The 17,751-nt window shown below is 67.0% G+C and carries 24 protein-coding genes; 17 read left to right on the top strand and 7 right to left on the bottom strand.

The window, feature by feature from the left end; all coding sequences use genetic code 11:
* Positions 1-68 precede the first annotated feature (68 nt).
* The 9 genes from C3V38_RS17680 (at position 69) to C3V38_RS16270 (ending at position 6,505) form a co-directional block, all read left to right on the top strand.
* Positions 69-206: a hypothetical protein gene (locus tag C3V38_RS17680; RefSeq protein ID WP_165001185.1), complete on the top strand. Its 138-nt coding sequence runs from the start codon at positions 69-71 to the stop codon at positions 204-206.
* Between the two features lie 59 nt (positions 207-265).
* Positions 266-994 carry a DUF2786 domain-containing protein gene (locus C3V38_RS16240; RefSeq protein ID WP_106386716.1) on the top strand — a complete coding sequence of 243 codons (729 nt, stop codon included), beginning with the start codon at positions 266-268 and terminating at the stop codon, positions 992-994.
* A 224-nt stretch (positions 995-1,218) separates the two neighbouring features.
* A complete protein-coding gene (locus C3V38_RS17420) occupies positions 1,219-1,479 on the top strand; it encodes a hypothetical protein (protein WP_129591214.1) in 261 nt (86 codons plus the stop codon).
* 20 nt (positions 1,480-1,499) lie between these two features.
* Positions 1,500-1,844, top strand: a complete 345-nt coding sequence (locus C3V38_RS16245) for a hypothetical protein (RefSeq protein ID WP_106386718.1) — start codon at positions 1,500-1,502, stop codon at positions 1,842-1,844.
* Positions 1,845-2,054: 210 nt separating this feature from the next.
* A complete protein-coding gene (locus C3V38_RS16250; protein WP_129591215.1) occupies positions 2,055-2,318 on the top strand; it encodes a hypothetical protein in 264 nt (87 codons plus the stop codon).
* A 137-nt stretch (positions 2,319-2,455) separates the two neighbouring features.
* Positions 2,456-2,884, top strand: a complete 429-nt coding sequence (locus tag C3V38_RS16255) for a hypothetical protein (RefSeq protein ID WP_106386722.1) — start codon at positions 2,456-2,458, stop codon at positions 2,882-2,884.
* Between the two features lie 171 nt (positions 2,885-3,055).
* Complete coding sequence (locus C3V38_RS16260) at positions 3,056-5,080, top strand: ADP-ribosyltransferase (RefSeq protein WP_106386724.1); 2,025 nt, start codon at positions 3,056-3,058, stop codon at positions 5,078-5,080.
* A gap of 115 nt (positions 5,081-5,195) precedes the next feature.
* Positions 5,196-5,402: a hypothetical protein gene (locus tag C3V38_RS16265; RefSeq protein WP_106386726.1), complete on the top strand. Its 207-nt coding sequence runs from the start codon at positions 5,196-5,198 to the stop codon at positions 5,400-5,402.
* Positions 5,402-6,505 (top strand): ADP-ribosylglycohydrolase family protein, encoded by a 1,104-nt coding sequence (locus C3V38_RS16270; protein WP_106386728.1) that lies wholly within the window; start codon positions 5,402-5,404, stop codon positions 6,503-6,505. Before C3V38_RS16265 ends, C3V38_RS16270 begins: the two co-directional genes overlap by 1 nt.
* A gap of 177 nt (positions 6,506-6,682) precedes the next feature.
* Here C3V38_RS16270 and C3V38_RS16275 read toward each other — a convergent pair whose 3' ends face one another.
* From C3V38_RS16275 to C3V38_RS16290, 4 genes are all read right to left on the bottom strand, one after another.
* Positions 6,683-7,102, bottom strand: coding sequence for a hypothetical protein (locus C3V38_RS16275; RefSeq protein WP_106386730.1), 420 nt, complete (start codon positions 7,100-7,102; stop codon positions 6,683-6,685).
* Positions 7,103-7,263: 161 nt separating this feature from the next.
* The gene (locus tag C3V38_RS16280; RefSeq protein WP_106386732.1) at positions 7,264-8,175 is read right to left on the bottom strand and encodes a hypothetical protein; all 912 of its coding nucleotides are present in this window, start codon (positions 8,173-8,175) and stop codon (positions 7,264-7,266) included.
* A gap of 22 nt (positions 8,176-8,197) precedes the next feature.
* The gene (locus tag C3V38_RS16285) at positions 8,198-8,671 is read right to left on the bottom strand and encodes a hypothetical protein (RefSeq protein ID WP_106386735.1); all 474 of its coding nucleotides are present in this window, start codon (positions 8,669-8,671) and stop codon (positions 8,198-8,200) included.
* Between the two features lie 22 nt (positions 8,672-8,693).
* A complete protein-coding gene (locus C3V38_RS16290; RefSeq protein WP_129591216.1) occupies positions 8,694-9,191 on the bottom strand; it encodes a hypothetical protein in 498 nt (165 codons plus the stop codon).
* 175 nt (positions 9,192-9,366) lie between these two features.
* Here C3V38_RS16290 and C3V38_RS16295 point away from each other — a divergent pair, with 175 nt between their 5' ends.
* Complete coding sequence (locus tag C3V38_RS16295; RefSeq protein WP_106386739.1) at positions 9,367-9,933, top strand: hypothetical protein; 567 nt, start codon at positions 9,367-9,369, stop codon at positions 9,931-9,933.
* 91 nt (positions 9,934-10,024) lie between these two features.
* Here C3V38_RS16295 and C3V38_RS16300 read toward each other — a convergent pair whose 3' ends face one another.
* Positions 10,025-10,300, bottom strand: a complete 276-nt coding sequence (locus C3V38_RS16300; protein ID WP_129591217.1) for a hypothetical protein — start codon at positions 10,298-10,300, stop codon at positions 10,025-10,027.
* A gap of 233 nt (positions 10,301-10,533) precedes the next feature.
* On the opposite strand from C3V38_RS16300, the gene C3V38_RS16305 reads away from it, so the two are divergent.
* From C3V38_RS16305 to C3V38_RS16315, 3 genes are all read left to right on the top strand, one after another.
* The gene (locus tag C3V38_RS16305; protein ID WP_106386743.1) at positions 10,534-10,821 is read left to right on the top strand and encodes a hypothetical protein; all 288 of its coding nucleotides are present in this window, start codon (positions 10,534-10,536) and stop codon (positions 10,819-10,821) included.
* Positions 10,818-11,714 (top strand): hypothetical protein, encoded by an 897-nt coding sequence (locus tag C3V38_RS16310; RefSeq protein ID WP_106386745.1) that lies wholly within the window; start codon positions 10,818-10,820, stop codon positions 11,712-11,714. The genes C3V38_RS16305 and C3V38_RS16310 overlap by 4 nt, the downstream gene beginning before the upstream one ends.
* A gap of 238 nt (positions 11,715-11,952) precedes the next feature.
* Positions 11,953-12,528, top strand: coding sequence for a hypothetical protein (locus tag C3V38_RS16315; RefSeq protein WP_106386748.1), 576 nt, complete (start codon positions 11,953-11,955; stop codon positions 12,526-12,528).
* A 442-nt stretch (positions 12,529-12,970) separates the two neighbouring features.
* Here C3V38_RS16315 and C3V38_RS16320 read toward each other — a convergent pair whose 3' ends face one another.
* Entirely contained in the window at positions 12,971-14,023 is a 1,053-nt protein-coding gene (locus C3V38_RS16320; RefSeq protein ID WP_106386751.1) for a hypothetical protein, read from the bottom strand.
* A 169-nt stretch (positions 14,024-14,192) separates the two neighbouring features.
* Here C3V38_RS16320 and C3V38_RS16325 point away from each other — a divergent pair, with 169 nt between their 5' ends.
* On the top strand, positions 14,193-14,555 hold the full coding sequence (locus C3V38_RS16325) for a hypothetical protein (RefSeq protein WP_106386754.1): 363 nt from the start codon (positions 14,193-14,195) through the stop codon (positions 14,553-14,555).
* Positions 14,552-15,439: a hypothetical protein gene (locus tag C3V38_RS16330; RefSeq protein ID WP_106386756.1), complete on the top strand. Its 888-nt coding sequence runs from the start codon at positions 14,552-14,554 to the stop codon at positions 15,437-15,439. Before C3V38_RS16325 ends, C3V38_RS16330 begins: the two co-directional genes overlap by 4 nt.
* Before the next feature lie 76 nt (positions 15,440-15,515).
* Here C3V38_RS16330 and C3V38_RS16335 read toward each other — a convergent pair whose 3' ends face one another.
* Positions 15,516-15,863, bottom strand: coding sequence for a hypothetical protein (locus C3V38_RS16335; RefSeq protein WP_106386757.1), 348 nt, complete (start codon positions 15,861-15,863; stop codon positions 15,516-15,518).
* A 457-nt stretch (positions 15,864-16,320) separates the two neighbouring features.
* Here C3V38_RS16335 and C3V38_RS16340 point away from each other — a divergent pair, with 457 nt between their 5' ends.
* Complete coding sequence (locus C3V38_RS16340) at positions 16,321-17,028, top strand: recombinase family protein (protein WP_106386758.1); 708 nt, start codon at positions 16,321-16,323, stop codon at positions 17,026-17,028.
* Positions 17,029-17,168: 140 nt separating this feature from the next.
* Positions 17,169-17,747: a hypothetical protein gene (locus C3V38_RS16345; RefSeq protein ID WP_106386759.1), complete on the top strand. Its 579-nt coding sequence runs from the start codon at positions 17,169-17,171 to the stop codon at positions 17,745-17,747.
* The last annotated feature ends 4 nt before the right edge of the window (positions 17,748-17,751 follow it).

Here is a 17,751-nt window from a genome sequence, read left to right on the forward strand (position 1 = left end):
TCTGCTGCACCGGCGCGAGGCACCGAGACGATATGGGCACACATCCAGCCAGCACAGAGGAGCAGGCCATGAAGGCAACAGACACGGTCAGGCAGGGAGCAACCGCCCTGGCCCGCCACCTGGCGGCCGGAACGGGAGCGGGCCTGCGGCTGCTCGTGCTGGTGACCATCGACCACGCTCTCGACACCCCGCTGCCCCGCTACTGACGACCGCCCGGCCGCGCGGCTCAACAAGACGTGGCCACAGTCCCGCGAAAGGACATCCCATGAGCACTGAAACCACCCACTTTGACCGCGCCAAGATGACGGACCGTGTCGGCAAGCTGTTCGCCAAGGCTGCCTCCACCTCCAGCGAAGAGGAGGCGTCGGCGCTGCTGGAGAGGGCGTTCGCGCTGAGCGCCAAGTACGGCATCGACGAGGCGCTGGCCCGCTCGGGTGGCGACATCGACGCGGCGGAGATCGTCACCGTCACTATCGACGTCACCGGCCGTTACCAGCCCGACCAGATCGGCCTGGTCGCCTCGATAGCGAACGCGTTGCACTGCAAGGTGGTCACGGTCCAGGCTGGCCAGAACCGTAAGTGCATGGTGGTCGGTGCTCGCCGTCACACCGATCGCGTGACGATGCTTGCGGGCTACCTCATTGGCATCATGCTCACGCGCGCCGCCAAGACGCGTCCCTCGCATCCGGGAGTGCCGACCGTGGCCCATCGCAAGAGCTTCATGACGGGGTTCGCCTTCGCGGTCGGGTCCAGGTTGGCTGCGGCGGAGGACAACGCCGTGCACGACAGCGTCGACACCAAGGGTGCGGCACTGGTGCTGGCCAGCGATGCCGACCGTGCGGCGGCCGAACTTGACCGTCAGTTCCCCACCGCGGTGCCCGGTCGGCGCCGAAAGGTCGGCGTCTCGGGAATCGACGAAGGGCGCAGCGCCGCCAACGACCTCGACCTCGGCCAGGCCCGGTTCGCCGGCCACCGGCACGCCCTGACCGCCTGACCGCCTGACCCCAGCGGCGGTCAACGGACCAGCCCCCGGCGGATCCCCGCCGGGGGCTGCACTTTCGCCCGAGCTCGCTGGCCCCCCTGTCCGCTTCGCCCGCCGAACGCACACCGCCAGCAGGCCCTGACATGGCGTGTGATCTGCGCGTTTATGGCTGCTGCAGTTTCCGGACGGCGCGAAACGATGAGTCGGTCAGCGCATCCGGATGGAAGGGGAACAGCATGGCAATTCCGAAGAGGCTCAAGACGGTATTCGCCCTAGCGCAGGACCACGGGTGGACCGTCACAGAGACCAAGGACGGGCACCCCGCCCTAGTTCCCCCGAAGGGGACGGTCGATCACCAAGGCAGGCCGGTGGCGCTCGTAGCGTTCGCGAAGACCCCCTCGGACCACCGCGCCGACAAGAACGCCATCGCGGCGCTGCGTCGGCTAGGGCTCGGCGTCCCGGCAAAGGGGCATACTAAGAAGAAGGCACAACGATGATCTGGGAAGAGGTGACCGCAATGACGAACCGCCACTGGCAGGTGTTCGCCGATCTGGCGGCCCGCGACCACGCCGCGCACGCGCGGGTGCTCGAGGCGGTCCCGGGCGCGGCGCTGACGCACTTCGCGGACGGCAGTGCAGAAGCCACGATGATCATCGACGCACCCACCCAGCACGAAGCCACCCTGTTCGTGCGGCTGGCGCTGCTGGAGCTCGACTTGGAAGCCACCGGCCTGTCGGTAGAAGAGACCGGCCCAGACGACGTTGGTGAGCCGTTCGAGCCACTGGACTTGGCGGACCCGGCGATGGCCCGGGCGCAGGAGTGGGCGCACTCCCTGGCCCGACCCATCCCGGCCCTGACCTGACACACCACTGACGTAGCCGCTGCTGCCCGCCTCGCTCATTCCGGGGCGGGCAGCGGCGATTTCGCACTCCCCTCGGGCGGCTGGCTGTCCGGCCACGCCCCCCGGCCGCGGCACCGCCGGCGTCTCGGCAGAGCTGTGCCGGCATGCCCGTCGGGTTAACTGTGCGGACCCCGCCGACTGGCAGAGGCGCGACCGTGAAAAGAGGTGCTCGTGGACCCGTTGTTCGACCTGGACCTGGCCGTCGCCGGCCTACCGGACGATGGCGGACTGTTTCCCGCCGGAGCCGCAGCCCCGCACCTCGAGGAACCGGCCCTGGGGCGCCACGGACAACTGGTGTGGTTCTGGCATCCGGGCCACGGCGAGACCGTCGTAGGCACCTGGTTCGGCCCCGGTCCCCGCGCAGACGCCATCGCCGTCACCTACGGCGGCGACCTGCTGCTGATCGACACCACAACGTGGACGATCACCGTGTGACCCCAGCTGCCGTCGGACAGGCCCGGGAGCATGCTGCCGGCCGGGCCCGCGAGCTCGCTCAGGGGTACGGGTCACCACACTCCGCGCGACGGCCGAGAAGGTGGGATCCACACCCACCCCTGCTCGAAAGGCCCACCATGACGATCGCCTCCCTGAACACCGTGACGGGGCTGCTCATCGCAGTCGACGGCACCACGAGCCGCCAACCCCTCCACCGCGTCGAAGGCACCGTCCTGGCCGGCCTGCAGGGCCTCGTGGGTGCCGAGGACGTCGAGTCGGTGCCACTGAGGGACTGCCCCAACAAGCCGGGTAGGACAGTCGACGCGTGGGCAGCGGCCGGAAGCGACCTGCAGCCCAACTGGGTAGCCACCGCGCTGGCAGCCCTGGTCAGTGACGATCACCGCCGCGTCCTGCACGGGCCGGTTGTACTGCTGACGACAGACCAGCGCACCGGGCGTTGTCACAGCCTGCCCTCCGAGCTGGTGGGTGGGATCGGAACCGCCGCGTCCCGCCTGGCGCAGGCCTCGACGATCGCAGGGAAGGTCGAGCATGCTCTGCGCGCCTGACCCGCCCAGCTAGAAGCGGCTCCACGGCATGCCCACCCCTTAGGGTTTTGCTCATCGGAACAAAACTCTCAGGGGAGGCGACTGCGGGTGTGTATCGCAGAAGACCAGCCCGGCGGGCCCAAAAGGTGCCCAGCCGACACCGCCAAAGCGGTCGCTGACGCAGAAGCTCGAGTGCAAGCGATCCTCGCCCAGCGAGAGGAAATCGAAGCCAACCTCGCCCTGATCGAAGCGAAGTTCCTGTCCGGTGACCCTGCAGCGGTCGCCGCGGACCTGGATAGCGCCAAGACCGACCTCGACTTCGCCAAGACCGACCTCGAGGAAGCGAGCGAGCACCACGGCCTTCAAGAGAAGCTCGCCCAGGCACAGAAGACGCCAGCGCAGACCTACCTCGAATCCACCGAAGCAGACCTCGCCCAAGCCGAACTGGACGCCGACGAAGCCCGCAAGGCCTACCAGCGGGTACAGCGCAAGACCTCCGCCGCGAAGAAGAACCTCGCCGAAGGCGAGACGACCTCCCCCGAACTGGAAGAGCTCGAGCAGCAGAAGCTCGAAGCCAAACTCCACTGGGACACCTGCAAGGCAGATGTGAAGCTGCAGGAAAAGCGCGTCGCCGAAGCCGGCCAGTTCATCAAAGACGAGAACCTCGGCCGTGAATGGGCCGCATCCACAGACCTGCCAGAAGAAGAGCGGGATGCCTACCTGGCTGGGCTGTCCGACGAGGATCTCGAGGCGATCGGCCGGTACCAGGCCCACGGTCTCCGGGCCGAGATTGACGAAGCGCTGCCCGTTGGCGGGACTCCGACGATCGACGACCGTGAACGTGACACCAGCATCTACGGTCCTGGCACCATCACCTGGCACCACGGTGGCGCGGTCGAAGAGGTCGAAGGTCGAATCCTGGACGCCGACACCGCCATCTACCGCAAGGGCTACGGCGACTTTTACATCCTGCTCAAAAACGGTGACGAGTACGAAACTGTCGGGCAGGCCGATTCCAAGGCCGCAGCAGTGGCCCAGGCGAACCAGATTCCGGTCCTGACCCAGATGGAGCCGCTACCTGACGGTGCCACTGAGCTGCAACGCGAGGTGTGGCAAGCCAAGGCGGAACTGCGGGCAGGTGCAGCGGAGCAAGCCGCGGTGGTCTCATCGGCGAAGGCCCAAGCCGAGGCGCGGGCAAAGCTCGCCGACGTCGAGGGGGCAGCCCGGGACCGCGTGGTGGACCTCAGCGTGGTGGGCCCGGTCCAGGCTGAGGCCAGGGACGGCCGGCTGCGGCACGTCAAGCGCGAACGGGAGAAGGCCGCCGACGCCGCTGGAGCCAAGGCCCGCGAGGAGGCGCTGGCTGCTGGAGCGTCGGCGGCGGACGCGGACAAGGCGTACGAGACGGCCCGGCGGAAGTCGCTGGGCACCGTGACGCTGCGCGGCGGGGTGATCCCGCATTTCAACCACCGCATCCCCCCCGAGAGTCTGGGGCAAGACGGCTACAACGCCCTGGCGCGCAGTGGCATCCGCGCATGGGGCGTGGAAACGGCGAACGACTACTCCGTGATCGGGAAACGACTCGGCAGCCCGCAGTCGTGGGGGTTCCACGGTGGGCCGCACAATCTGCAGACGTCGAATATCGACGAGCTGACCAACCGGGCCAGGCCCTTCCTGAACAACGAGCTCACCGCAGCGGAGCGCAAGTCCCTGACGGCCTACACGGGCGGGATCTACCAGAGCATCAACGCCGCGGTCACCGGGCGGGACAAGAACCCGGCGTCGAGCATCGCCACCCACGTCTCCCGAATTGAGTCAGCGTTCGGCAAGTTGGCGGCCTCCCAGAAGCACGCGGAGCCGATGGTCGTCGTGCGTGGCACGGGCGTTCCGTCGGGTTGGAAGGGCACCACGAAGGAATTTCTGGACAAGACCTTCACCCCAGGCAGTCGCGTCGAGATTGGAAAAATTACCTCTACCAGCACCAAAACGTCGATCGCTTCCGGGTTCGGCAACGGTAAGGACCCGTACGTCATGGCGATCCGCTCACGCACCGGGCTGGCGGTCAAGAGCATCTCCAGTCACAGTCACGAAGATGAGGTGCTGATGACGATGGGCACCAAGATGCGCTGCGTCGACATCCAGGAGAAGGGGATGCACGGCCGCCCGACCGTCTACCTCGTGGAAGAGGACCTCGTCGCTGAGGCCGAAGATGGGCTGTGATTGGGGCAGTTGATCGTCGGTGCTGCTGCACCGCGCAAGCCCCATGATTGACTCGATTCATACCAACGGACTGAGCCTTACACCGAGGAGGACTCACCACCGGAAAGGACACGACATGAAGGTCAGCAAGGAACAGATCCAGATTCTGAACGAGCACATCGCAGAGAACCCGGACCAGGGGCCGCACGAGATCGCCCGCTACATCGCCCGCATCACTGACATGGGTGAAGACGACACTTTCGCCCTGGCCACCATCGTGAAGCACCTCAAGAACGGCGACCCGCTCCCGGCCGCGTACCTGGCCGAAGACCAGGGCGACTGATGAGCCAGGCAGACAACACGGCCCGCTACGCCAACGCGCTGATCGGCGGAGCCGCCGGCGACGCCTGGGGCTACCAGGTCGAGTTCACCAAGTACCCGAAGATGCCCGCCTACCCCGTGAGCCCGCCGGCCGGCGACTGGATCATCTCCGATGACACCCAGATGCTGCTGGCGACCCACAACGCGCTGCACGATGTCGTGGACTTCGATGACATCGACGAGGTGGCCGAGGTGATCCTCGACCGGTACCTGGACTGGGCGGTAGACCCAGACAACAACCGAGCGCCCGGGACGACGTGCATGAGTGCGCTCTGGAACATCGAATCGGGCAAGCATTGGAACGCCGGCGGTGCCCGCTACTCGGCGGGCTGCGGCGCGGTCATGCGGCTGGCCCCGGCTGCGTTCGCCCCGCAGCAGTACCGGCGAGGTCTGGCCGTGCTGCAGGCCGTCGTCACCCACCGCCACCCCAAGGCCGCCCTGTCGGCGCTGCTGCTGTGCGATGCCTTCACCGTCGCCGGCCAGGCACCGCTCCTGGAGCACGCCCGAGCTGACCTGATGACGCTCGCGACCCGCCTGCCGGATGCGTGGGCAGACGACGACTACCTCCTGCGAGTCCTGGCCCTGCTGACCGACGACCCGCACGCCTACCTGTCTTCCGCACTTGGCCCCGAGCCCGGCCGTCGCGGGCCGTCGATGGAGCAGGCGTTCACCGCAGCGGCAGAACGTCTGGCCATCGAAACCCACTCCACCGGCTGGGCTGGTGACCCCTGCGCCGGAATCGGCGAAGGTTGGGACGCAGCAACCGCCACCGCACTGGGGATGCTGGCCGCCGACCTGCACCGCAACGGCCGCCTCGGCCCGGTGGAGGCCATTGCCTGGGCGGCGACCAGCAACGGCGACTCCGACTCAATCGCCACCCTCGCCGGCGCCCTCATCGGAGCCGCCAGCAGCGACCCCGGATTCTGGGGCGACCACCAGCTGGGCCTATGCCTGGAGCCGCGCTACGCAGACGAAATCGACAACGCCGCATCGCAGGGCCCCGCAAGCACCCTGGCCGGGGTATCAGCAGCCATGGATCGACCAGTGGGCCTGACAGGCGTCTAGAAGGCCGAGTGTTCCGCAGGCTTGAAGACGCCGCGCGGGTCAAGGAGTCGGTGCGGGTCTTCACCACGACGGGGCAGACCTTCGTTGGCCTCCCGTCGTTCCGGCACTCCTGCGCGCGGTCGGCTTTTCTCTGACGGCGGAGGAGATGACGTCCATGGCGGGACGATGCGTGACTGCCTACGCGGAGCCGTCCGTAATGATCGAGCTGAATAACGCGACCTTCGTGAGCGGCAGCACCAGCGTCCACTCCTGCGCTTTGGAAGGCACGATGGCCAGGTACCCGACGCCTTGTTCCCAGGCGTCGACACCCATCAGGGTGTTGCCGCTAAGTCGCGCTGCAGCCGGGTGGTCAATGGCGCGAAGCTGGTCGGCGACGCCCTGATCGACGGTCACGTTCATGCGTTGGGCGGTTGCCGGGAGCAACGTGGGGAGGATGACGACATCGGAGTTAGGGGATAAGGACCCGACTCCGCTGAGTACCGACGCAAGGTCGTCGATCTTCCCGGGCAGGTCCGCCACGTCGTCGGACAGTCGTCGCACGGCATCGGAGAGCTCAGACAATGCAGCTTCGCCGAGGCCTTCGTCATTCGGTTGCATGGACAGTGCCCCTCCCGTTGATTGCTCGTCGATTCTGGCACGCGAAATGGCCCACCGAGGGCGGTCGCCGCCGAACGGTGCGCCACGGTGGAGGAGCTGTTGCCAGGCCGCTCGTTCGAGACGGTGCGCTACGACCTGCTCATTCACTAAGGAGATCAGTTTCAGGCGGCGTGATCCCCGGGCTCGCCCCATCGCACCCAGTCGCCGTCGTCCCAGTTGTAGCCGCGGTGCCAGGCCGCGTCGGAGACGATGTCGCGCACCTGCGGAGTGCAGGTGTCGGTGATGGCCTTGTCGGCGGTCAGCCACAGAGCGTCGGTGACCCGCATGAGAGCTGTGGTCTCCGCCGGTGACAGCTGTTCGAGATCGACATGCTGGGCAAGTCGGTTGAGCACATCCGCGGTGGTGCAGATCGGGAACCGATCGGCCTTGAGCCGGTACCAGACATCGGGCACCGCGTAGAGCTCATTGATGTCGGTCGAGCGGTCGGCGATGACCTGCAAGACCTTCATCGGGGAGGGGTGGAGCAGGTACTTGATGACCTGCGGTCTCACCGGCTCGTACTCGTCGGCCACGCCTTTGCGCTTCTTGAGGCCATTGCAGTCGTAGCCGCCCACTTCATCGAACTCGTCGGCGTTGATCCACCGCTTGTCGAGGATGTCCTGGTAGCGGCGCATGTGGGCGGCCTGCTCGGCAGTGACCTCGACAGCGTCACAGTCCAGCAGCTGCTGGACTGTGATGCCGTGGTTCCACTGCGGCGGTGTCTTACCGGGCTTGTGCTCGGTGCGGGCCAGCTCTGTCCGCTCTCCGGCAGGGGAGTAGTCGACTGCGGTGAAGTCGGCGCCGTTGCCTGACTCCTCGACGACCGGGGTGCGACCGCCGGGCCAGTCTGCCGGGTCGAGCTGCGGGAACAGGGCCAGGACCAGGGCCTCGCGGAGGTGCTCACTGTGGTCGGTGGCCAACTGGGCGATCGCCTTGTTCAGCGGCGCCTCGAGGAAGCCGAAGCCGACGCCGGTGGAGCGGTCGATCCAGCGGGAACGGATGGGCTCGGTGTAGGGGGTGCGGGGCGTGTTCATCGTGGGTTCTCCTTTGCGGTGGTCAGCTCTGGTCTTCGCCGCGGGCGTGGAAGGCGGTGATGGACTCGGTGATTCCGTCGACGATTTCGGGGATCGAGGTGATGACTCCGACCTCGTTCTGCAGTAACGTCAGCGCCTCGGCGCTCAGGGGCAGACTGTCGCCTGTCTCGGGATTCCCGGCCTGCAGAACCACTGGTCCGTGAAGGACCGCGTTGTCTGCGCCGAGTGCCTGGGCGAGCACTGTTGCCGCCATGTTCCGGGGCCGCTCGTAGGCGGACATGCGCCCGTACCAGAAGTCGAGTGCCATGCCGTTCAGCACGGCGGCAAGGCGCGGCCCGGGCCGTCGGTTGAGGGACGGGTTGACGGGCAGGACCTCGGCTCGTCGGGCGCCGATCAGAGGGTAAATGTCCTCCAGGTCGTGAATGTGCGGCTGAGTCTCGACAGGCCAGGTCGTGCCGTCGACGGCGATCACGAGTGCGGTGGCTTGGTTGCTCATGGTGGGTTCTCCGTTGTGGTTGTCAGTGGTTCTCGGAGTGGGTGCGCAGGATGGCTACGCCTCCGGCGGGTTCGCTGGTCAGCGATTCCAGGTAGAGGGGGCCGTTGCCGTTGGGGGAGCGGACCTGGAGCCGGCCGCCGGGGAGGGCTTCGATGTGCCAGCCGCAGACCATTGCGGACTGGGTGTCATCGCTGGGGACCGCCTCCGGCTGGTAGTCCCACAGCTTGATGGGGTTGGCTGCGCCTCGGACCCAGGGGTTGGGAACTTCCTGTCCGATTAGGTCTGCCCGCTCGGGGGCTGCGCCGAGCTCGAAGACAACCTTCCCGCCGCTGTCGTCTGGGCGGCTGTGGCCGAGGACGCGCCACACGCCGACGATGGTGTTGTCGCGCACGGCTGCCAGATAGTCGCCGTAGCCGCGGATCGACTCCTCTGCGACCTTCCAGTACTTGCTCGCGGCCTCCATGAGCTGCTGTTCGGTGACGGCTCCCACGGCCGATCGGCTGACGTTTACAAGGATCATGTCCGGTCCCTCTCTCGATGTTGTGACGCTATCTAATTTAGATACGCACGGCCTTGTTGTCAATACGTCTTTGGAAGATGTTCCGAGGTTCTGAACCGAGACGCTGCTGCACCTGGGATTTGTGCCGGAATCATCGCCGAAGACAACGACGTCTTCCTGGTGAAAGGAGCCCGTCATGGGTTCGATCAGCTATCCCAAGTCCCCTGGCCGCACGACCGACCAGGAGCTGCGGGCCTACCTGGCCGAGAACCTGCCCGCCGGCCATAGTGTGGTCGCGCAGGCCACCCGGCCTGCACTTGATTATGAGTTCTCCCGCGAGTTGTTCGCAGCGGTCGAGGACGGCGATGGCAACGTCACCTGCCACGTCCTGCTGGGCGGCTCCCAGAACGGAGAGATGTACATCAAGGCCCTGCATGAGGACATGGGTCCGTGCGTGAACCCGGATCCACCCGCGCGCGTGCTCGCTGCACTGACGCCGACGGACTCCAAGTACGCCCTCGAGTTTCGTGCCGCCGCGGCCGATGCGTTGGAGCGCAAGAAGGTGGCGAAGGCCATGATCGGCCTGCACCTCCGGTTCGACGTCCCGTTCCCGTACCCGGGCGAGGACGCCGAGCGCACCGACTTTCGTGTGCAGTCGATGAGCAGGTTCACCCGCCCCGACGGCACCGGGCTTTACCGCGCACCCAAGGGCTGGTGGATGCGCACCTTTCGTGTCGTCCCTGCGGCTGATACGGCGGCTTGAGCCCCCGCGACGAGAGCCCCGCGTCATGGCTGGCGCGGGGCTCTCGTCGTATGCGGACTGTTGCTGTCCGGCAGTAGCAGTTCGGTCAGCCCTAATCGGCCTTATCGTTCGTGCGGCGCCGGTCTGCAGCGTCGACGAGGTATCCAGCCAGACGATTATTTTTGCCGTCACTGGCCGCGTAAGCGGTGAGCGCCTCAGCGAGGTTCTGCTCGGAGTCCTGAGCGTCAGAGAGTGCCTGGTTCAGTTGCTGGAGGTCATCGGCGATGTTCTCCCAGAATCTCGTGAAGTGCTCACGGCGAGCGTTCATCGCAAGCTCGTCGAGACCAATCTCCACTCGTTTGAAGGCGTCGAGGTCCGCAGTGGTCATGTCTCGCACTGCGCTCTCGCGGGTGAGGCGGGATCCATCAGGTGTAGTCACGGTTGCTCCGATCATCGTCACGTGCCTCAGTAGCACCAGTGGCCGTTGCGAACGCCACAAGTATGTACGTCAGGAGTGTCGAAGTGCCACAGTGCGGGCAGAGGCGGGTTTGGCCCCTGCTGCACTGTGCGCTCCGGGTGGGACAACTGGGGGGACCAGCCCCGAACGACAGGAGACCAGCCATGACGAAACCGACCACTGCAGGGGCGCTCGACGTCTCTGACCAGCAGGAGCAGGACGCCCTCGACCAGACCGGCATCTTGCGCCGCCTGGTCACCATCGAAGCCATCCGCGCAGAAGCCGGCGACAACCCGAACCTGACACCCGCGCAGCGCAAGATGCTCCTGACAGCATCCGATGTGGCGATCCTCGAGGCAATCGACATCGAAGCCCTCGCCATTGAGGACCGCCTGTTCGCACTCCACGACGAGCTGCAGGCGCTCGTGGTCAACCAGATCGCGGCGGCATGACCATCTCGACACGGGAAGGCGAGCCCGTGACCATCACCCTGTCGGACCTGCAGATCACGCCCGCCGGCCCCTACGTCGACGCCGGCACCCCCGCCTCCCACTGGGAGGCCAGCATGGACGACGACGCCTTCTACTGGGGCGCCCGCTACACCGAACCCCTGTTGTGGGCGGTCGGCGGGCACGAGGGCCCGTCGCTGGTCAACGTCACCGGGGCGCCGGGGCTGGACCTGGTGCTCGACGTGACCGTGAACAACGACGGGTTCACCGGTGGGCCGATGCTGTGGCTCTCCCCGGTCCTGCGCCACGCCGGAACGCCGCTCCTGCGGCTCGGCTGCGAACCGGTGTTCATCGAGAACCTGCTCGGCGACTACCTCGACGAGCACGGCGACGTGATCGCCAGCCCCGACACCGTGCACGCCACCGAAGACGAGTTCCTGGCCGCGCTCGCGCCCCGCGTGTGCCAGCAGATCAACGCCCACCTGGCCACCCAGACCGCCGTGCAGATCACCGTGCCCGACGTGCCCGGCTGGCAGCGCGACCAGACCATCGTCACGATCACCGTGCCGTCGACGATGGGGGAGGACCACCGCCCTGCCGCGGCGGAGATCGCCGACCGCCTGGGCGAGCACTTCCAGCTGGACGTGGTGACGGGCCAGTCGACGGTGGTGGGGCAGGTCGAAGCGTTCGGGCTGGGACTGCGCGAGCTCGCCCCCGCCCTGGACTGGGACGGCATCCTGACGCGGCCCGACACCGACGGCGCGTTCCTCGACGCCACCGGCCCGGCCGACGCGCTCACCCCGGCGGCTCGCCGCTACCTGAGCGTGATGCGCCGCAGGGGCTGCGTCGGGGTTGAGACCACCGTCGACGGCGCCCACGTGTTGGGCCCCCGGTAGCCACACGACCCGGTATCAGCGCCCCGCCCCACCGCCGTGGGCGGGGCGCTTGCCGCGGACCCGCGCCCCTGCAGCGGCTGTCCGCCACCCCGCAGCACCCCATCGCACGCAGCGTCGGCTCGCCGGCGGCAGGGCCGGCCGCGCAGACTGCTGCACGCCCAGACACCGGCGGAAAGGTGAAGCCCATCGAGGAGCCACACCGCGCCCCTCACCCCGCCGGAACCACCAGGAGGACGCCATGGGCCACACCACCACCGTCGAAGGACGCCTGACCATCCCCACCCGCGCCGTGAACGCGTGGGCCGCCAGCGCACACTCGGACGCGAGCACCGACGAGGCGCGGCGCGAGGAACTGCTCGCGGCCCTGGCCGAGCGGGTCAGCTGCGACGCGGCCGACCCCGTGCACACGACCGTCAACGCCGACGGCGAGGTGACCGCGTACCTGGACGGAGACTGGTGCAGCTCCTACATCGAGGACACGCTCACGGTCCTGGCGGAGAACGGCGCCACCGGCCGCGTCGTGTTCCCCGACGAGGGCTGGGGCTACGAGCTCGCCGCCAACAAGGTGCGTGAGATCGAGGCGGGCCAGATGTGGCCCGAAGACCAGATGCTGGTCCTGCAGGTGAGCGCTCCCGGGCGGGACCGGCACCGCGCCGTCTACTCGACCGATCACGCCGTGTGCCGGGCGATCCACGCCCTGCACGCCGAGTGGTTCGGCCGGAACTCCACCCCGGCCGACCTCGACGCCGCTCTCGCGGCTCTCATCGCCGCTGGCGCCGAGGCCACCTGCGAAGCGCTCCCGTTCGCCGCCTGACCCTGCACCGCGTCGGCCCGCACCGTGGACAGGTGCGGGCCGACGCCCGTTGGGCCCCACGGCGCGACCCCTGCCAGCCCGCTGTCCGGCACTCGCCGTGGTCCCCTTCGGGACGACACCCGCCGCCGGGGCGCGGTCCACGCCCGGCGCCCACCACTGCCGATTCGGGCGTGCTGTACCCCAGTAGTCGCCGGGCAAGGTGGTCAGGTTCGCCCGACCGGTGGGCTACGGCGGCGAGCATGCCGACCGCACCACGTTCCGGGTGCAGACGATGAGCCGGTTTACTCTCCCCGAGGGGCCAACACGGTTCGTTGCCCCGAAGGGGTGGTGGATGCGGCCCTTCACCGTTATGGAGGACTGAAGGCGGGCCCCTGGATCGACGACGAGAGCCCCACACAGGGATGGTGTGGGGCTCTCTTGCGGGACGGAAGGAGACGGCTGGTCACTCCCCGTGTCGGAGCGGACTCTCCGCCGCTTGAGTTGCCGCGGCCTGCCCATTGTTGGGAGCCGACGTCCGGCTGTCCGCGACCTCGATGGAGGACGACTGCAGGTTCAATAGCGCGAGCAGGTCGGCGGACTGAGTGTTGATCTCCGCCAGGTGCTCGACCGCCAGCTCATTGCCGGGAATGGTCGCGGCGATACGGTCCGCCAGTGCTGCCCTTTCGCCGGAGGGAGTGTCGAGCTGTCGCCCGATCGCCTCCACGACCATCTGCAGCGCCACCTGCTGCTCTACCCGCTCACGCAGGGACGACAGGCCGGCTTGATAAACCGCGTAGTCGTCCCGCCACTTGGTCTGCGCCTCAGCATCGAGATGCACCGGGATGTCACCCAACGCTCGCCGCAGGTCCTGGAGAGCACCAGCCGCGCGAATGGTCTCAGAGGCCTCCGCTCGCAGGTCGACGCCCGATCTCCACTCGGCCATACTGGCGGACTTCCACATCCGGGACGTACTGCCAGCATGCAGGTCCCACAGCGCAGCAGCAGAGTGGCGGACCAGACGCGATTCGTCGCCGCCTTCCAGATGGTCGCGGCGAGCGCGCGCATTGGGCCTGTCACCCGCCTGGGCGCGCGGCAGGACCCACACGTCCTCTCCAGGCTTCGGCCCGAAGGCTTCGGTGACGCCGATGGCGCAGCCCGCTACGAGAATCGTGATCGCGAGCGCAACCATGATCAGATTAAATTGCGTCTCCGCAATCGCTCCCGTGTGCAGGAACATCTGCGCGGCGAGGCCTATGGGTATGGGGATGACGACAGCGAGCACCATGGACGCAATCGGCTTCTGCTTGATGGGTGGGCGCCCCAGCAGTGTTGAGCCAAACGGGCTCGCTGCCGGCCGCAACATCGCACCAGACCACTCGTCATACGACGAGTCCCTTGCGACGCGAGCAACCATGCTCCTGTCCGGCTCGCCCTCGAGCTTCTTCCTCGCCTGATTGATGAATGGCTCCAGCAACCTGCCCGAATCATCCGGCTTCGGGATCGACATTTCGCCCATGGCATCTCCTCACGTTGCGGTCGGCGTGCCAGAAAGTGTCCCACCGACTCATGCCGACGAACCCCGCGCTAAGCAGTCGCCCCGCATGGTCTTCATCGCCGTCTACTGCAGTCCGAGAACACGGGTGAAGGGTGTGGGCATCGGATCTCGCCACCCCACAGGAGGAGCCATGATGGCCACCAAGCAGTACGCCGGATACGTCGACGACGCCGATCTCGACTCCAACCCTGACTTCGCCCGCACGCAGCTCGACAGCTACTCCAAGGTGGTCGCCATGCTCCGCCACTTTCCCCGCGCCGAGACCTACAGCAACACCGCCACCGCTGCCGACTGCGAGCAGATGGCCACGATGGTTACCGACCGCATCGGCGCAGGATGGGGCCGCACTAGCGGAATGGTCGTTGCCCGGCACCCGAAAGGCACGCTCCACCTGTTCGCCGGCGACATCGTGGGCGTCACCCCACAGTCGGTGCAGTTCTCCAACGGCACGGTCATCCCGTGCAGCCGCATCATCGCGGTGGGACTGCAGTGATCGCCTCCGGCACGACCACCACGGTGGTTCAGCTTTCGGACCTGCGCGTCTACCCCGCAGGCAACTACGCCGCCACCAACCGGCCCGCGCCACTGTGGGAAGCCAACTACACGGACGACCCCGCGAGATTGGGGCAGCAGTTTGTCGACCCGATTATCGAGGCCGTAGGGCCGCATTGCGGGCCGTCACTGCTGAACGTGACCGGAGCGCCCGGCGTCTATCTGGGGCTGGATGCCGCGATCACCAACGACGGCTACTCCGATGGTCCGCTGGTGTGGCTGATGCCGTGCCTGATCGTCGCGGGCCGGGAGGTGCTCCGGCTCGCACCGGAGCCGCTGGCGTTCAGCGACCTTTACCCCGAGCACCTGGGAGGGGATGGCGAGGTGATCGCCAGTCCGGACGCCACCCACTCGAGTAACGCCGCGTTTCTGGCCGAGCTCGCGCCGCGTGTGTGCGAGCGCCTCAACCTCTACTTCGCCTCCCGCCACGAGACCGCTCTGACAGTGCCGGAGGTGGACGGGTGGGCGCGGGACTGCGCCTGGGTGCGCATCGAGACTGGCCTCTCCTTTGATAAACGGGGGCGCCCAGCTATCGCCGACACCGCTCGAGCCGCAGGTGAGGCGTTCGGGCTCGCGTCGGTAGGCCCGCGATCCACGCTGTACGAGCAGCTCGAATCACTCGCGGCCGGCGTGGTGGAGCTCGCTCCCCGCATGGAGGCGGACTTTGTGGGCCACGACGGATCGGGTGGCCCGTTCGTCGACTTTCACGGCCCGGTCGATGCGTTGACTCCCGCCGCGCGGTCCTTCCTGGCCGAGCTGTCAGCCGATCGCCGGATGACGATCGAGGCCGTGGTCGACGGGGCGGAAATACTGAGAGGGAACTGACCCGGATTGCACAGCGGACGGCGAGAGTCGTGACCTGCGCCGTTGTCGGCGCAGGTCACGAGGGGGACTGTACGGATCAGGAGTAGCTGTCGAGGACTTCGCGGATCTGGGCGACGATTTCTCGGTCGGTGTTTTCGGCGTAGTCGATGAGTCGCTGATCTCCGCCTTCGGAGGGTTCGAGCACGGCGGCAACGAGGTCGCCGATCGCGGTGCCACGCCGGTAGAGGCGGACCTCTTCGCTCGCCAGTAGTGGGAGGGGGGAGGGAAGGTGTCCGAGTCCGTAGCCGGCGAGTTCTTTGGAGATGTTGGTGACAACCGTTTCCCCGAGGCGGCTGACCCCGTAGGCGTCGCGCAGTTCGCGCATCTCGGTCACGTAGATGGTGTTGTCGTCGACGTGCTCGCCCAGGTAATCGAATCCGCTCATGGCTGTCCTGTCTCTCGGGGGTCAACGCTGGACCCGTTAGTCGCAAGTTTACGGGAGCGGCTGTCACAAAACCACTGACAACGGTGGGGCTAACGTAGTGCGTCTGCGAGTTACGATGCATGTCGTAGGCTGGGTGGCAACACTGCAGGTTCGGCCCGGACAAAAATAATGGGCGCCTCGCCCGGTTTTCGCTCGGTGACAGAAACGATGGATTGCGTCATCGCATTTCGAGTTTTTGCCGCCCCCCTCCGAACTGGCCGTTTCCGGGTGACAGAAACGGTGACAGAAACAAATCTCAAATAACCTAGTTGTGTCATGCGTTTTGACCACACGTCGCTCTGTGGCGGACGAACAGGAAGGTAGGCATACCGTGGGTACCCAAAATCAGGCCAGAAGCGCCCAGAACCCCTCCGATTACGACCCCTTCGAGCTCGTTTTCGCGCCGCGCAGACCCCTGATGAACCCCACCTTCGACCTGAACCAGGACTCGTGGACAGGCACGGTCTACGGCTACGCCCGGGTCTCGACCGCCGACCAGTCCCTCGATCATCAGATCGACGCCCTCCGTCAGGCCGGCTGCGAGAAGATCTACACCGAGAAAATGAGCGGCACCCGCAACGATCGCGAGCAGCTCAAGAAGCTCTGCTACGAACTCGAGCCCGGCGATACCGTGATCGTCACCCGCCTGTCCAGAGTCAGCAGATCGAGTCGCGACACCATGAAGCTCATGGACGCCTTCGCGGAAGTGGGGGTCCGGTTCCGTGCCCTCTATGAGGCGATCGACACCGCCACCAGCACAGGCAAGCTGTTCCTGACGATCTTGTCGGGGCTCGCCGAAGCTGACCGAGAGACCATTGTGGCCTCGACCAACGCCGGGCTCGCCGCGGCCCGCGCGCGTGGAAAGAAGGGCGGTCGGCCGCCGGCCATCGACACCGAGAAAGCCAAGCGCATCCTCGACTACATCGACCGGCTCAGCCTGGACATCGGGGAGACCGCCGACATCGTCAAGGTCAGCAAGCGCACCGTGCAGCGGTTCCTGGCGGAGAAGAAGGAATCCGACGACGCCGGCAACGACGACTTCTACAACAAGTACGGACTGTCCAAGAAGGCGATGGCCAGCGACGTCCCCACCAGCCCCGACCCCATCGCCGAGCATGTTGCCTAACTTCGCAGGTCAACACCGGTGAAGGTGGCCCGCGGCGCCTCGGCCCGCGGGCTACTGCGGTGGTGCTGCACCCACGGCCGCCGGGGAGAGGGTGGGTTCACGCCCGGGCAGAGCGCCCGGCCACCACTTCGGGAGGACCCATGGGAAACAGCACCACCATCAAGGGCGAACTGACCATCCCCACCACCGCGATCACCGCCTGGGCAGATGCCAACGACCTCGACCCAGCCACCGTCGACGTCAAGGCCGAGCTCTACTCAGCCCTCTTCGTGCGCTGCTCCGAGAACGTCGACCCGGAGGACGCCATCCACGAGATCAAGGCCACCGACGATGAGGTGACCGTCAACCTGTACGGCGACTGGGCCAGCGGGGTGTTCGACGATCTCCTTCGCGAGCTCGCCGGCCACGGGGTACGTGGCCGCATCACGTTCCCCGAAGAGCACTGGGGGTACGACCTCGAAAACAACGCCGTGACCTGCATCGAAGCCGAACTGATGTGGCCCGACGAGGAGGCCACGCTCATCACCGTCGACGCCCCCAGCCTGGGAACCCACCAGGCGATCTACACCCACGATCGGCCCGGCCGCCGAGGCATGGCCACGCTGCTGGAGCGGTGGCTAGGACAGAAGTCGACTGCCTGCGACCTCGACGAAGTGCTCGCCGAACTCGTCGCCGCCGGCGCCACCGTCACCCGCACCACGGTGCCGTTCAACCCCTGACCCG

Source organism: Dietzia sp. oral taxon 368, assembly GCF_002999155.1.
In the GTDB taxonomy this organism is placed as follows: domain Bacteria; phylum Actinomycetota; class Actinomycetes; order Mycobacteriales; family Mycobacteriaceae; genus Dietzia; species Dietzia cinnamea.

Excerpts from the sequence above, each read along its gene's own strand:
- C3V38_RS17680 (WP_165001185.1), top strand. The coding sequence starts at position 69 with ATGAAGGCAACAGACACGGTCAGGCAGGGAGCAACCGCCCTGGCCCGC.
- C3V38_RS16240 (WP_106386716.1), top strand. The coding sequence starts at position 266 with ATGAGCACTGAAACCACCCACTTTGACCGCGCCAAGATGACGGACCGT.
- C3V38_RS17420 (WP_129591214.1), top strand. The coding sequence starts at position 1,219 with ATGGCAATTCCGAAGAGGCTCAAGACGGTATTCGCCCTAGCGCAGGAC.
- C3V38_RS16245 (WP_106386718.1), top strand. The coding sequence starts at position 1,500 with ATGACGAACCGCCACTGGCAGGTGTTCGCCGATCTGGCGGCCCGCGAC.
- C3V38_RS16255 (WP_106386722.1), top strand. The coding sequence starts at position 2,456 with ATGACGATCGCCTCCCTGAACACCGTGACGGGGCTGCTCATCGCAGTC.
- C3V38_RS16265 (WP_106386726.1), top strand. The coding sequence starts at position 5,196 with ATGAAGGTCAGCAAGGAACAGATCCAGATTCTGAACGAGCACATCGCA.
- C3V38_RS16270 (WP_106386728.1), top strand. The coding sequence starts at position 5,402 with ATGAGCCAGGCAGACAACACGGCCCGCTACGCCAACGCGCTGATCGGC.
- C3V38_RS16275 (WP_106386730.1), bottom strand. The coding sequence starts at position 7,102 with ATGCAACCGAATGACGAAGGCCTCGGCGAAGCTGCATTGTCTGAGCTC.
- C3V38_RS16280 (WP_106386732.1), bottom strand. The coding sequence starts at position 8,175 with ATGAACACGCCCCGCACCCCCTACACCGAGCCCATCCGTTCCCGCTGG.
- C3V38_RS16285 (WP_106386735.1), bottom strand. The coding sequence starts at position 8,671 with ATGAGCAACCAAGCCACCGCACTCGTGATCGCCGTCGACGGCACGACC.
- C3V38_RS16290 (WP_129591216.1), bottom strand. The coding sequence starts at position 9,191 with ATGATCCTTGTAAACGTCAGCCGATCGGCCGTGGGAGCCGTCACCGAA.
- C3V38_RS16295 (WP_106386739.1), top strand. The coding sequence starts at position 9,367 with ATGGGTTCGATCAGCTATCCCAAGTCCCCTGGCCGCACGACCGACCAG.
- C3V38_RS16300 (WP_129591217.1), bottom strand. The coding sequence starts at position 10,300 with ATGACCACTGCGGACCTCGACGCCTTCAAACGAGTGGAGATTGGTCTC.
- C3V38_RS16305 (WP_106386743.1), top strand. The coding sequence starts at position 10,534 with ATGACGAAACCGACCACTGCAGGGGCGCTCGACGTCTCTGACCAGCAG.
- C3V38_RS16310 (WP_106386745.1), top strand. The coding sequence starts at position 10,818 with ATGACCATCTCGACACGGGAAGGCGAGCCCGTGACCATCACCCTGTCG.
- C3V38_RS16315 (WP_106386748.1), top strand. The coding sequence starts at position 11,953 with ATGGGCCACACCACCACCGTCGAAGGACGCCTGACCATCCCCACCCGC.
- C3V38_RS16320 (WP_106386751.1), bottom strand. The coding sequence starts at position 14,023 with ATGGGCGAAATGTCGATCCCGAAGCCGGATGATTCGGGCAGGTTGCTG.
- C3V38_RS16325 (WP_106386754.1), top strand. The coding sequence starts at position 14,193 with ATGATGGCCACCAAGCAGTACGCCGGATACGTCGACGACGCCGATCTC.
- C3V38_RS16335 (WP_106386757.1), bottom strand. The coding sequence starts at position 15,863 with ATGAGCGGATTCGATTACCTGGGCGAGCACGTCGACGACAACACCATC.
- C3V38_RS16340 (WP_106386758.1), top strand. The coding sequence starts at position 16,321 with ATGAACCCCACCTTCGACCTGAACCAGGACTCGTGGACAGGCACGGTC.
- C3V38_RS16345 (WP_106386759.1), top strand. The coding sequence starts at position 17,169 with ATGGGAAACAGCACCACCATCAAGGGCGAACTGACCATCCCCACCACC.